The 13,625-nt window shown below is 61.7% G+C and carries 13 protein-coding genes; 10 read left to right on the forward strand and 3 right to left on the reverse strand.

Features of this window, described 5'->3' with window-relative positions; all coding sequences use genetic code 11:
- Positions 1–206: 206 nt before the first annotated feature.
- The 5 genes from fadB (at position 207) to BN1118_RS17360 (ending at position 7,419) form a co-directional block, all read left to right on the forward strand.
- On the forward strand, positions 207–2,354 hold the full coding sequence (gene fadB, locus BN1118_RS17340; protein WP_043557266.1) for a fatty acid oxidation complex subunit alpha FadB: 2,148 nt from the start codon (positions 207–209) through the stop codon (positions 2,352–2,354).
- A 21-nt stretch (positions 2,355–2,375) separates the two neighbouring features.
- Positions 2,376–3,539, forward strand: coding sequence for an acetyl-CoA C-acyltransferase FadA (fadA, locus tag BN1118_RS17345; protein ID WP_042867410.1), 1,164 nt, complete (start codon positions 2,376–2,378; stop codon positions 3,537–3,539).
- 286 nt (positions 3,540–3,825) lie between these two features.
- A complete protein-coding gene (locus BN1118_RS17350; RefSeq protein ID WP_042867409.1) occupies positions 3,826–4,548 on the forward strand; it encodes a response regulator in 723 nt (240 codons plus the stop codon).
- Positions 4,549–4,599: 51 nt separating this feature from the next.
- The gene (locus BN1118_RS17355) at positions 4,600–6,045 is read left to right on the forward strand and encodes an ATP-binding protein (RefSeq protein ID WP_042867408.1); all 1,446 of its coding nucleotides are present in this window, start codon (positions 4,600–4,602) and stop codon (positions 6,043–6,045) included.
- Between the two features lie 135 nt (positions 6,046–6,180).
- Positions 6,181–7,419, forward strand: a complete 1,239-nt coding sequence (locus BN1118_RS17360; RefSeq protein ID WP_043557267.1) for an ABC transporter substrate-binding protein — start codon at positions 6,181–6,183, stop codon at positions 7,417–7,419.
- A gap of 74 nt (positions 7,420–7,493) precedes the next feature.
- Here BN1118_RS17360 and BN1118_RS17365 read toward each other — a convergent pair whose 3' ends face one another.
- A complete protein-coding gene (locus BN1118_RS17365; protein WP_042036104.1) occupies positions 7,494–7,685 on the reverse strand; it encodes a hypothetical protein in 192 nt (63 codons plus the stop codon).
- Positions 7,686–7,966: 281 nt separating this feature from the next.
- Between BN1118_RS17365 and tusA the strand changes: the two genes are divergently transcribed.
- From tusA to BN1118_RS17380, 3 genes are read left to right on the forward strand one after another with little or no spacing between them, the layout of a single operon-like run.
- Positions 7,967–8,212 (forward strand): sulfurtransferase TusA, encoded by a 246-nt coding sequence (gene tusA / locus BN1118_RS17370; protein WP_043135850.1) that lies wholly within the window; start codon positions 7,967–7,969, stop codon positions 8,210–8,212.
- Positions 8,213–8,231: 19 nt separating this feature from the next.
- Positions 8,232–8,579 (forward strand): RidA family protein, encoded by a 348-nt coding sequence (locus BN1118_RS17375; protein WP_043557268.1) that lies wholly within the window; start codon positions 8,232–8,234, stop codon positions 8,577–8,579.
- 10 nt (positions 8,580–8,589) lie between these two features.
- Positions 8,590–8,697 (forward strand): RidA family protein, encoded by a 108-nt coding sequence (locus BN1118_RS17380; protein WP_043557269.1) that lies wholly within the window; start codon positions 8,590–8,592, stop codon positions 8,695–8,697.
- Between the two features lie 144 nt (positions 8,698–8,841).
- On the opposite strand, the gene BN1118_RS17385 is transcribed toward BN1118_RS17380, so the two are convergent.
- The gene (locus BN1118_RS17385; protein WP_043135845.1) at positions 8,842–9,498 is read right to left on the reverse strand and encodes an OmpA family lipoprotein; all 657 of its coding nucleotides are present in this window, start codon (positions 9,496–9,498) and stop codon (positions 8,842–8,844) included.
- A gap of 254 nt (positions 9,499–9,752) precedes the next feature.
- Positions 9,753–10,325, reverse strand: coding sequence for a DNA-3-methyladenine glycosylase I (locus BN1118_RS17390; protein WP_043557270.1), 573 nt, complete (start codon positions 10,323–10,325; stop codon positions 9,753–9,755).
- A 221-nt stretch (positions 10,326–10,546) separates the two neighbouring features.
- On the opposite strand from BN1118_RS17390, the gene glyQ reads away from it, so the two are divergent.
- Together glyQ and glyS are read left to right on the forward strand one after the other, a co-directional pair.
- The gene (gene glyQ / locus BN1118_RS17395; RefSeq protein ID WP_005320598.1) at positions 10,547–11,470 is read left to right on the forward strand and encodes a glycine--tRNA ligase subunit alpha; all 924 of its coding nucleotides are present in this window, start codon (positions 10,547–10,549) and stop codon (positions 11,468–11,470) included.
- A 9-nt stretch (positions 11,471–11,479) separates the two neighbouring features.
- A complete protein-coding gene (gene glyS / locus BN1118_RS17400) occupies positions 11,480–13,549 on the forward strand; it encodes a glycine--tRNA ligase subunit beta (protein WP_043557271.1) in 2,070 nt (689 codons plus the stop codon).
- Positions 13,550–13,625: the final 76 nt, after the last annotated feature.

Below are 13,625 nucleotides of genomic sequence, written 5' to 3' on the forward strand. Positions count from 1 at the left end.
TAATTGGGACATAGCCTTAATAAAGGCGTCATGAGACGCCTTTATTTTGGCTGTTAGTCTGAGGCGAGCTTTTACTCGAGATCTGTTAAACAAATGTTTTAAATAGGTGTTGAAATTGTCTTCTTTTGGATCAATAGTGAGCCTCGCCCCCTGCTGGGGATAAAGGAGCAACACCCCCCACCGAGTGGGAACAAGGAGACACTCTCATGATCTACCAAGGCGAAACCCTGTCGGTCAGCTACCTCGAACACGGCATTGCCGAACTGAGGTTTGATGCCCCGGGTTCAGTCAACAAGCTGGATCGCGCTACCCTGCTCTCACTGAGCGAAGCGATCGCCGCATTAAAACAAGAACGTGAACTAAAAGGTCTGATCCTCACCTCCGGCAAAGACGCCTTTATCGTCGGCGCCGACATTACCGAATTCCTGGAACTGTTCGATCTGCCGCAAGAAGAGCTGCTCGGCTGGCTGAAAAAGGCCAACGACATCTTCAGCGCCATCGAAGATCTGCCGGTACCGACCCTCTGTGCCATCAAGGGCCACGCTCTGGGCGGCGGTTGCGAGACCATACTCTCCACCGATTTTCGTCTGGCCGACACCAGCGCCAAGATTGGCCTGCCGGAAACCAAACTCGGCATCATGCCGGGCTTTGGCGGCACGGTTCGTCTGCCGCGCCTGATCGGCGCCGACAACGCGCTGGAGTGGATCACCACAGGCAAGGATTACCGTGCCGATGACGCCCTCAAGGTGGGTGCCGTCGATGCCGTGGTCGCGCCCGAGGCACTGCACAGCGCCGCCGTGCAGATGATGAAAGACGCCATCGCGGGCAAGCTGAACTGGCAGAGCCGCCGCGCCGCCAAGAAGGCCCCGCTGCGTCTCTCCAAGCTGGAAGCCATGATGAGCTTCAGCACCGCCGCCGGCATGGTTGCCGCCGTGGCGGGCAAACACTATCCAGCCCCCATGACGGCGGTGAAAACCGTCGAAGCCGCCGCCGGCATGAGCCGTGACGAGGCGCTCGTCGTCGAGGCACAGGGCTTTATCAAGCTGGCCAAGACAGACGTAGCCAAGGCGCTGGTCGGTATCTTCCTCAACGATCAGCACATCAAGGCGCTGGCCAAGAAGGCCGCCAAGCAGGCAGCCAAGGCCACAAGCCACGCCGCCGTGCTGGGTGCCGGCATCATGGGTGGCGGCATCGCCTACCAGTCTGCCAGCAAGGGCATTCCGGCAGTGATGAAGGACATCAACGAGAAGGCGCTGGCGCTCGGCATGGGCGAAGCCACCAAGCTGCTCAACGGTCAGCTCGAGAAGGGCCGCATCGATGGCATCAAGATGGGCCAGGTGCTCTCCGCCATCACCCCGACCCTGAGCTATGACAGCGTCAAGCACGTGGATCTGGTAGTTGAAGCCGTGGTCGAGAATCCCAAGGTGAAGGCCGCCGTGCTGGGCGAAGTGGAAGGCATTATCGGTGACGACGCCGTCCTCGCCAGCAATACCTCCACCATCCCCATCTCCCTGCTGGCCAAGGGGCTGAAGCGTCCGCAGAACTTCTGCGGCATGCACTTCTTCAACCCGGTGCACCGCATGCCGCTGGTGGAGATCATCCGTGGCGAGCAGACCTCCGATGAAACCATCAACCGCGTGGTGGCCTACGCCGCCGCCATGGGCAAGTCGCCGGTGGTGGTCAACGACTGCCCGGGCTTCTTCGTCAACCGGGTGCTGTTCCCCTACTTCTTCGGCTTCAACAAGCTGGTCGCCGATGGCGCCGACTTCGCCGCCGTCGACAAGGTGATGGAGAAAGAGTTCGGCTGGCCCATGGGCCCGGCCTACCTGCTGGACGTGGTCGGCATCGACACAGGTCACCATGCCGGTGACGTCATGGCGCAGGGCTTCCCGGCGCGCATGAGCAAGGAAGGTCGCACCGCCATCGATGTGATGTACGACGCCAGCCGCTTCGGTCAGAAGAATGGCAAGGGCTTCTACGCCTACGAGCAGGACAAGAAGGGCAAGCCGAAGAAGGTGGCCGATGTGGCCGCTTACGAGCTGCTGGCCCCCATTGCCAAGCCGAAACAGGATTTCGACAAGGAAGCCATCATAGCCCGCATGATGATCCCGATGATCAACGAGGTGGTGCTCTGTCTGGAAGAGGCCATAGTCGCCACGCCGGCCGAGGCCGACATAGCGCTGGTCTATGGTCTGGGCTTCCCTCCCTTCCGTGGTGGCGTGTTCCGCTATCTGGACACCATAGGTCTGGATCGTTACGTGGCCATGGCCGACCAGTATGCCGATCTGGGCCCGCTCTACCGCGTCAGCGACAAGCTGCGTGAGATGGCCGCCCAGGGCAAAACCTTCTACTGATTGCGGAAAGGAGATCCATTCATGAAAGACGTAGTCATTGTCGACTGTATCCGGACCCCCATGGGCCGGTCCAAGGGCGGCGCCTTCCGCAACGTGCGTGCAGAAGATCTGTCCGCGCACCTGATGAGCTCCATCCTGCTGCGCAACCCCAACCTGGACCCGAACGAGATCGAGGACATCTACTGGGGCTGCGTGCAGCAGACCCTGGAACAGGGCTTCAACATAGCCCGCAACGCCGCCCTGCTGGCGGGGATCCCCAAGCAGGTGGGGGCGGTCACCGTCAACCGTCTGTGTGGCTCCTCCATGCAGGCGCTGCACGATGCCTCCCGCGCCATCCAGGTGGGTGATGGGGACATCTTCATCATCGGCGGCGTCGAGCACATGGGCCATGTGCCCATGAGCCACGGCGTCGACTTCCACCCCGGCATGGCCAAGTCGGTAGCCAAGGCCTCCGGCATGATGGGGCTGACCGCCGAGATGCTGGGCAAGCTGCACGGCATCAGCCGCCAGCAGCAGGACGAGTTTGCCGCCCGCTCCCACCGCCGCGCCTATGCCGCGACCGTGGAAGGACGCTTCGCCAGAGAGATCGTCGGGCTGGAAGGGCATGACGCCAGCGGCGCCCGCTTCTTCTACGACTACGACGAGGTGATCCGCCCGGAGACCACGGTCGAAACCCTGAGCCAGCTGCGCCCAGTGTTCGACCCGGTCAACGGCACAGTCACCGCCGGTACCTCATCGGCCCTGTCCGACGGCGCCTCCGCCATGCTGGTGATGAGCGCGGATCGGGCCAAGGCGCTGGGGTTGACCCCGCGCGTCAGGGTACGCTCCATGGCCGTGGCCGGTTGCGATGCCGCCATCATGGGTTACGGCCCTGTGCCCGCCACCCAGAAGGCGCTCAAGCGTGCCGGCCTGACCATAGGCGACATAGATCTGGTCGAGCTGAACGAGGCGTTCGCCGCCCAGTCCCTGCCCTGCGTCAAGGACCTGGGACTGCTGGACGTAGCGGAAGAGAAGGTCAACCTGAACGGCGGCGCCATCGCGCTGGGCCACCCGCTGGGCTGCTCCGGCTCCCGCATCTCCACCACCCTGATCCACCTGATGGAGGAGAAGGACGCCACCCTGGGTCTGGCCACCATGTGCATAGGTCTGGGCCAGGGCATAGCCACCGTGTTCGAACGGGTGTGATGTCAAGGGCTCGCCCTCCCTTCGACAGCGAGGGCGAGCCAGAATTGTCTCTTTTGGGGTCGGCCTTGCCGGCCCGTCATCGAGTCTGTGGAGATCGCCACACGGGGTGATCGCCTGTCGTCGGAATCTGCGTGTTGGCCGCCCCGTTTGGGTCGGCCTTTTTTATTTACGGGACGCGATATGGGAGGATATTGCCCATAACCTCACATTAGATGGGGGGCTTGCTTGCTTTTTACTCCCCCGACAGGTTCAATCTGCACAAAAAAATGGGTGGATGCACATACATATGTCAACGAGCAAACAACTGCTGATCGTCGACGACGACCAAGAGATCCGCGAGCTGCTCAATGAATACCTGACCAGGGCGGGTTTCCAGGTATTGACGGCGGCGGAAGGAAACGAGATGCGCCAGCAGCTCGCCCTGCACAGCCCTGACCTGATTATTCTCGATATCATGATGCCAGGCGACGACGGTTTTACCCTCTGCCAGCAGATCCGTCGCGACTCCCAGGTGCCCATCATAATGCTGACCGCCGCCTCCGATGAAGCGGACCGGGTGATCGGCCTCGAACTCGGCGCCGACGACTACATCGCCAAGCCATTCAGCCCGCGCGAACTGCAGGCCCGCATCAAGGCGCTGCTGCGCCGCGCCGAATTCCGCCAGCCGGAAAAAGAGAAAGAACCGAGCCGCCGGCTGCGTTTTGCCGAATGGACCCTGGACACCCTGAGCCACCAGCTGACTCACGAGGATGGCAGCCTGCTGGATCTCTCCGGCAGCGACGCCCTGCTGCTCGGCATGTTTCTGCAGCAACCCGGCGTGGTGCTGGACAGAGACACCATCTCGGACGCGACCCGCGGCCGCGAGAGCCTGCCGATGGAGCGCGGCATAGACGTACAGATCAGCCGTCTGCGCCAGAAGCTGGGTGACAACGGCAAGAGCCCTCGGATCATCAAGACCATTCGCGGCAGCGGCTACATGCTGATTGCCGAGGTACACGAGATCCCATGATGGGTAAAAAGGTAGCGATGGCATGCTGATTGACCAAAGGCACGAGATCCCATGAGAACGAGGTGGTTCTGGCGGGCGCTGGTACCCCGCTCCCTGTTGTCGCGGATGCTGCTGTTGTTGCTGCTCGCCATCCTGCTCTCCCAGACCATACTTACCGGCATCTGGATGCAACAGATCCAGAAGCGGGAGCTGGAGGGCATGCTCAGCACCACCCGCAACCTGGCGCTGTCGGCCGCCTCCACCGTCAACTTCTTCAAATCGCTGCCGCTGCAGTACCGCCATATCGCGCTGGACCAACTGCGCAACATGGGCGGCAGCCGCTTCTTCGTCTCACTGAACGAGGAGGAGATCCACATCAGCGCCATCCCGGAGAGCGAGCGCAAGACGCTGGTGCTCAAAGAGGTGCAGGGCGTGCTGACCCGCAAGCTCTCCGATGCCATGGCCATCAAGGTGGACTTCTCGCGGCCCGAAGAGCTGCACGTCTTCAACAACGACACCCTGCTGGCGGATCTGCCCTCCTCCTGGGCCCGCTATACCCTGTCGCTGGAGCCGCTCAATCCTCCCGTGCTGGTGACCCAGATAGAGATAGAGCCGGGTGAATGGCTCTATCTGGCGGCCCTGCTGCCCGCTCCCTACATGACGCTCGACGATACTGTGATGCCGAGCAACCAGGTGCGTTTCATCGCCCTGATGACTGTCTTCCTCTGCTTCTTCACCTTCCTGCTGGTGCGCTGGCAGACCCGCCCGCTGCGCCGGCTCGCCAAGGCGGCGGTCAATCTCGGCAAGGATATAGACCAACCTTCGCTGAAAGAGGAAGGGGCGTCAGAAATCGTGGCGGCCACCCGCGCTTTCAACATCATGCAGCACCGCATCCGCCGTTATATCGACGACAGGGAGCGGCTGTTCAGCTCCATCTCCCACGATCTCAAGACCCCCATCACCCGGCTGCGGCTGCGGGTCGAGCTGCTCGATGACGAGGTGCAGATCGGCAAGTTCAACAAGGACCTGGACGAGCTGGAGCTGATGGTCAAAGGGGCGCTGCAGACGGTGAAAGACACCGACATCCACGAGAACATAGAGCAGCTGGACATAGACGCCATGCTGGAGCAGATGGCCGAGTCCATGAACCTGCATGACGAACGGCTGACCATAGAGGGCCACTGCAAGCAGCTCTACCGTGGCAAGCCGCTGGCGCTCAAGCGCTGCATCGGCAACCTGGTGGACAACGGCATCAAGTACGGCCAGAAGGTGCGCATCATCATCATGGACGACGAAGAGATGCTGATCCTCTTCATCATGGATGAGGGCCCCGGCCTGCCGGACGATCAGTTCGAGCGCATCTTCGAGCCCTACTACCGGCTCAGCACGGATCTGGCCGGTACCGGCCTTGGCCTGGGCATAGCCCGCAACATAGCCCACGCCCACGGCGGCGATCTGGTGCTGGAAAATCGCCCGCAGGGCGGCCTGCAGGCCACCCTCTCCCTACCAAGGCAGTAACCTTATGAAGTGGTTGTCTTTTTCTGTCATCGCCCTGTTGTCTCTGCCGATCGAGGCTTCCCTGCGCGTCGGGGGGCTGCACGGGTGGCGTGCGGTCGGCGCCGGTCACTCTCCTTCAATCAAGGCAGTCACTGTATGAAGTTGTTCCCGTTTGCCATTGTCGCCCTGCTCTCCCTGCCTGTAGGCGCCTCCCAGGTGGAGGTGCTGCACTGGTGGACCTCCGGCGGTGAGGCCAAGGCGGTGGAAGTGCTCAAGTCCGAGTGGACCGAACAGGGCAACCAGTGGAACGATTTCGCGGTGCAGGGCGGCGGCGGCAAGAGCGCCATGACAGTACTCAAGAGCCGGGCGCTGGCGGCCAACCCACCGGAAGCGGCGCACCTCAAGGGCTATGAGCTGAGGGAGTGGGCCGGGCTCGGCTTCCTGCGCGATCTCACCCCCATGGCCGAACACCTGGGCTGGTATCCACAGCTGCCCGCCATGGTGCGGGAGACCCTCAGCCAGAATGGCGCCCTGATGGCGGTGCCCACCGGCATCCACCGCGTCAACTGGCTGTGGCTCAACCGCAAGCTGTTCGACAAGCTGGGGCTGACCCCGCCCACCGACTGGAACCAGTTCGTGGCCGTGGCGGAACGGCTCAAGGCACAGAACATCACACCGCTCGCCATCGGCAACGAGCCCTGGCAGCTGGCGGTGTTGTTCGAAACGGTGGCGCTGGGCGAAGGAGGCAAGGATTTCTATCGCAAGGCCTTCGTCGAGCTGGACGGCGCCACCCTGACCGGCCCCGACATGGTGCGGGTGCTGACCCGCTTCCAGCAGTTGCGCGCCTATGTGCCCAAGAGCTTCATCGGCTTGAAGTGGCACCAGGCCACCAACCAGCTGGAGACGGGCGAGGCCGCCATGCAGCTGATGGGGGACTGGGTGAAGGGGGAGCTGAGCGTCAGCAACTACAGGCCGGGTGAAGATATTGAGTGCCTGCCCAGCCCGGGCAGTGAGGGGCTGTTCAGCTACAACCTGGACTCCATCGCCATGTTCAAGCAGCGGGATCCCGCCCAGTTGCAGGCACAAGGCGAGCTGGCCCAGCTGCTGATGACACCGCGCTTCCAGCAGGAGTTCAACCGGGTGAAGGGCTCGATCCCCGCCCTCACCAAACCGGACATGAGCAAGTTCGATCGCTGCGCCCTGCGCTCCTACCAGGATTTCCTGCTGGCGGAGCGAGAGGGCAACCTGCTGCCCAGCATGGCGGAAGGGATGGCGACACCGACCAACATGCGCCAGGCGATCATGGATGTGCTGAGCAACTTCTTCAACGACCCCAGGGCCAACCCGGAGCAGACGGCACTGCATCTGGAGCGGGCCATGCGCTCGACCCGCTAGCCCTTTCCCGACGGCCAGAAACGACAAAGGCGGATGATGCATCCGCCTTTGTCATCGTGGGAGAAATCCGGGAGCTAAGTGTTGTCGTTCTCGTCCTCATCTTCGTCGTAGTAATCGCTGAGCTCGATCCAGAGCCCCAGTCCGATCATCACCATGGAACCGAACCAGGTGCCTGTGTTACCGATCGGGCTGCCCATCACTATCATGGCGAAAGCCAAGAACCCCATGCCTGCGTAGGCTTGCAATCTGCCGTAGGAGACCTGCATATTCACACCTCCTTGTTGAATATGGTTCAATTTTTATATTACTCACAAGACGGGGACTAGATAGGGCCAGATAACACTTTGGTTACATATGCTGCTTCCAGCCCCAGTTATTTGATTATTTTTTCGCCGTGAGTATCATTGGCAGCTGAATTGGTTGAAGGTTGATTATTGATGAGTGCTTTATTCTGCGATGCAACCCATGAGTTGGACGCAATCGGGCTTCGTTATCCCGAACCCGTGACGATAGCGCGCAAGAAAGTGCGGCTGAAGGTTGATTATTAATGACTACTTTATTCTGCAATGCGACTCACGAGTTGGATGCAATCGGGCTTCGTTGCCCGGAACCCGTGATGATGGTGCGTAAAAAAGTGCGGCTGATGGCCCAGGGCGAGACCCTGCTGGTCAGCGCCGACGATCCCTCAACCACCCGCGACATCCCCAGCTTCTGCCGCTTCATGGATCACACCCTGATCGCCAGCGAGACAGAGCAGGCCCCCTACCGCTATCTGATCCGCAAGGGTCAATAAGCCCAGTTTCGGAGCAAACATGACAACCATTACCCGAGTCGGCACCACCCAGCGTTGGTCAGACGTGGTCATTCACAACGGCACCCTCTATGTGGTGGAAGTCCCCGTCAGCGAAGAGGCCGATATTCACCAGCAGACCCGCGAAGTGCTGACCAGCCTGCAGCGCCTGCTGGAAGCCAACGGCTCCGGGGTCGACAAGATCCTGATGGCCAACATCTATCTCAAGGACATTGCGGACATTGCCGCCTTCAACGAGCTGTGGGATGCCTGGATCCCGGCGGGTACGGCGCCTGTCCGGGCCTGCTTACAGGCTCGCCTGGCCCACGAAGGCTACAAGGTGGAAATCCAGCTGACTGCGGCCGTCTAAGCCGAGCGGGATGCCCGGCTCCCCTGATGCCGACACAGCCCCCGTCCGGGCCTGCGTACAGGCCCGCCTGGCCCACGAAGGCTACAAGGTGGAAATCCAGCTGACTGCGGCCGTCTAAGAGGCTGTTTTCCCCCTCATCCCCAGCCCTTCTCCCGCAAGGGGAGAAGGGTGCAAAGAACAAGGCGCCATTGCTCGCAACGGCTCCAATAAAAAGGCCCCGCCATCACTGGCGGGGCCTTTTTGTTACCGGAAACCGGACGACTTAGGCAGTCGGGGTCAGGGTAATGGTCACGCGACGGTTCTGGGCCTTGCCGGCGGTGGTGCTGTTGCTGGCAACCGGTTGATCCGGGCCCACACCGCTAGTGGCGATGCGGCTGCCGGTCACGCCCTGACCGATCAGCTGGGCGGCAACGGCATCGGCACGCTGGGCGGAGAGCTTCATGTTCAGATCGCGGGAGCCTGTGCTGTCGGTGTGGCCGACCACGTTCAGGCGGGTCTTGTCGAACTCGGCAACCACCATGGCCACGCCGGACAGGGTATTGGCACCGGCCGCTTTCAGCTGGGCGCTGGAGCTGTCGAAGGTGACGTTGTTCGGCATGTTGAGGATCAGCTCGTCGCCATTGCGGGTCACGCTGACGCCAGTGCCCTGCAGCTTCTCGCGCAGCTTGGCTTCCTGCACGTCCATGTAGTAACCGATACCGCCACCCAGGGCGGCACCGGCGGCCACGCCAGTCAGGATCCCCTTCTTGCGATCACCCTTGCTGGAGGAGAGCGCGCCCACGGCGGCGCCCGTCGCGGCGCCGGCCAGCGCCCCCCAGGCACCCTTGGAGGTCTGGGATTCACCGGTATAGGGATTGGTAGTACAGCCGGTCAGGGCAATGGTCAGTGCCAGAGCTGGCACCAGGATCTTGGCTCGCATGAAAAAACCTCTATGAATACAGTCCGGCACCATGCCGGGGGCCGGATTGTAACGCGCCACCACGCCATTGTCTGACGCAGGTCTGAACGGTTGGCGAGAGTGGGCATTTTTTGCGCACCAGCGGCGCTTGGCAGGCCAAATTCGGCTACAAATGCAGCCGAATTGGTCGCAAGAAAGAGGATGATCGACAGCCCCAGGCCATTCGGTGTGACCGATAGCCCTTGGCGGGCGTCTGGCACGGGCGATAAGCAGCCTCAGGCCGGTTGCTGACACTCGCCGTGGCAGGGGCAGGTCACCAGATGATCGTTCACCATGCCCACCGCCTGCATGAAGGCGTAGCAGATGGTGCTGCCGACGAAGGTGAAGCCGAGCTTCTTGAGGGCCTTGGCCATGGCATCCGACTCCGGCGAGGTGGCAGGAATATCGCCGTTTCCCTGCCGCTGATTGACCATGGGAGCGCCGCCGACGAAGCCCCACAGGTAATCCGCGAAGTCGATGCCCTGCGCCTCCAGCACCAGATAGGCGCGAGCGTTTTTGATGATCGACTGCACCTTGAGGCGATTGCGGATGATGCCTTTGTCCTGCATCAGCCGCTCCACATCCTGCTCGTCAAACCGGACGATGAGGTTGGGATCGAAGTCGGCATAGGCTCGGTAATAGCTGTCGGTGCGCTTGAGAATGGTGATCCAGGAGAGCCCCGCCTGCTGGCCATCGAGGCAGAGCTTGGCAAACAACTCGCGCGGGTCACGCACCGGCCGCCCCCACTGCTTGTCATGGTATTCGATATATTCCGGGTCCCTGGTCACCCAGGCGCAGCGCAGTTCCATTCTTCGTCTCCTGTTATTTTTCTCTGCCCGACTCTCTGTCCGACAAGGGGATTTCATCGGCCACATGATGGGGCTTCCATCCCGGGCCAACCAGGCCCGGCGCAGCCCCGCCCCATGAATCCCCTACAATTTCGCCTATTATCCGACCATGCCAGACGGTATACTCCTTCGGTTCACATTCAGCAAATCTTGCTCTGATTTCACTTCGCGCGAAAAACACTATGCAAAAATTCGATGTCAAAACCTTTCAGGGCCTGATCCTGCAGCTGCAGGACTATTGGTCCCGCCAGGGCTGTACCATCATTCAGCCGCTGGATATGGAAGTGGGTGCCGGTACCTCCCACCCCATGACCTGCCTGCGCGCCCTGGGCCCGGAGCCCATCGCCTGCGCCTACGTGCAACCGTCCCGCCGTCCGACTGACGGCCGCTACGGTGAAAACCCGAACCGCCTGCAGCACTACTACCAGTTCCAGGTGATCATCAAGCCTTCCCCCGACAACATTCAGGAACTCTACCTCGGCTCGCTGAAAGAGCTGGGCATGGATCCCGAAATCCACGACATCCGCTTCGTGGAAGACAACTGGGAAAACCCGACTCTGGGTGCCTGGGGTCTGGGCTGGGAAGTCTGGCTCAACGGCATGGAAGTGACTCAGTTCACCTACTTCCAGCAGGTTGGCGGCCTCGAGTGCAAGCCGGTCACCGGCGAGATCACCTATGGTCTCGAGCGTCTGGCCATGTACATCCAGGGTGTGGACAGCGTTTATGACCTGGTCTGGTCCGATGGCCCGCTGGGCAAGACCACCTATGGCGACGTCTTCCACCAGAACGAAGTGGAGCAGTCCACCTACAACTTCGAACACGCCGACGTGGACTTCCTGTTCCACTGCTTCGAGCAGTACGAGAAGGAAGCCCAGCACCTGCTGGCTCTGGAAACGCCGCTGCCGCTGCCCGCCTACGAGCGCATTCTGAAAGCCGCCCACTCCTTCAACCTGCTGGATGCCCGCAAGGCCATCTCGGTCACCGAGCGTCAGCGCTACATATTGCGCATTCGCACCCTGACCAAGGCCGTGGCCGAGGCTTACTACGCCTCCCGCGAAGCGCTGGGCTTCCCCATGTGCAAGCGCACCGAGAACAAGCAAGGTTAAGGAACGGACATGGCACAACATACATTTCTGGTAGAGATCGGCACAGCTGAGCTGCCGCCAAAAGCCCTGCGCTCCCTGGCCGAAGCCTTTGCCGACAACTTCAAGGCCGAGCTGACCAAGGCCGACCTGGCCTTCGGCGACGTCGAATGGTTCGCCTCACCGCGTCGTCTGGCGCTGAAAGTACACGCGCTGGCTGGCGAGCAGCCGAGCAAGAGCGTCGAGAAGCGCGGCCCGGCCGTCTCCCAGGCGTTCGATGCCGACGGCAAGCCGACCAAGGCCGCCGAAGGCTGGGCCCGTGGCAACGGCATCACGGTGGAACAGGCCGAGCGTCTGGTCACCGACAAGGGGGAGTGGCTGGTTCACACCGCCAAGGTCGAAGGTCGTCCGGCGCGCGAGCTGCTGGGTGAACTGGTTAGCCAGGCTCTGGCCAAGCTGCCCATCCCCAAGATGATGCGCTGGGGCGACAAGACCATCCAGTTCGTGCGTCCGGTGTTCACCGTGACCCTGCTGCTGGACGGCGATCTCGTGCCTGCCCACATCCTGGGGATCGATTCCGCCCGCACCATCCGCGGTCACCGCTTCATGGGCGAAAGTGAATTCACTATCGACAACGCCAGCCAGTACCCGCAGATCCTGCTGGAAAAAGGCAAAGTGGTTGCCGACTTTATGGCGCGCAAGGCCAAGATCAAGGCTGACGCCGAAGCGGCCGCTGCCGCCTTCGGTGGGGTCGCCGATCTGGACGACGCCCTGCTGGAAGAGGTCACCGCACTGGTCGAATGGCCTGTGGTGCTGACCGCCAACTTTGAAGAGAAGTTCCTGGCCGTCCCCGCCGAGGCGCTGGTGCACACCATGAAAGGTGACCAGAAGTACTTCCCGGTCTACGACAAGAGCGGCAAGCTGCTGCCGAAGTTCATCTTCGTCACCAACATAGAGTCGAAAGACCCGAGCCAGATCATCAGCGGCAACGAGAAGGTGGTTCGCCCCCGTCTCTCTGACGCCGAGTTCTTCTTCAAGACCGATCTGAAGCAGAGCCTGGCCTCCCGCCTGCCGCGCCTCGAAACCGTGCTGTTCCAGCAACAGCTCGGCACAGTCAAGGCCAAGGTCGAACGCATCGAGACCGTCGCCGGCTTCATCGCCGAGCGCATCGGTGCCAACGTGGCTCAGGCCAAGCGTGCCGGCCTGCTCTCCAAGTGTGATCTCATGACCAACATGGTTGGCGAGTTCGCCAGCACCCAGGGTGTCATGGGGATGCACTACGCCCGTCACGACGGCGAAGACGAAGTGGTGGCCGTGGCCCTGAACGAGCAGTACATGCCGCGCTTCGCCGGTGATGCCCTGCCGTCCGCTCTGGAAGCCTGCGCCGTGGCGCTGGCGGACAAGCTCGACACCCTGGCCGGCATCTTCGGCATCGGCATGCTGCCCAAAGGCGACAAGGATCCCTTCGCCCTGCGTCGCGCCGCCATCGGTGCCCTGCGCATCATGACCGAGAAGCAGCTGGATCTGGATCTGGTTGAACTGGTTGAAGAAGCAGTACGCGTCTACGGCGACAAGCTGACCAACAAGACCGTCGTCACCGACGTGGTCGACTTCATGCTGGGCCGCTTCCGCGCCGCCTATCAGGACGAAGGCATAGGTGCCGATGTGGTGCTGGCCGTGCTGGCCCGCCGCCCGACCCGTCCGCTGGACTTCGATCGCCGCGTCAAGGCCGTCAGCCACTTCCGCAGTCTGGATGCCGCCCTGGCCCTGGCCGCCGCCAACAAGCGCGTAAGCAACATCCTGGCCAAGGTCGAAGGCGAGCTGCCGACTGCCGTCAAACCGGAACTGCTGGTCGATGCCGCCGAGAAGGCGCTGGCCACTCAGGTTGCAGCACTGCAATCCGAGCTGGCCCCGCTGTTCGCCGCCGGTGACTACCAGGCCGCCCTCACCCGTCTGGCCGCCCTGCGCGAGCCGGTCGACACCTTCTTCAACGAGGTGATGGTGATGGCCGACGACGAGGCCCTCAAGGCCAATCGTCTGGCGCTGCTGAACAACCTGCGCAACCTGTTCCTGCAAGTCGCGGATATCTCCCTGCTGCAGTGATTTTGGTTGGGTTGAGTGATAGTAAAAACGGCGCCGTAAGGCGCCGTTTTTTATAGGAGCAAATATCATGGAAGCA

The sequence above is a fragment of the Aeromonas bestiarum genome (genome assembly GCF_000819745.1).
GTDB lineage: Bacteria > Pseudomonadota > Gammaproteobacteria > Enterobacterales > Aeromonadaceae > Aeromonas > Aeromonas bestiarum.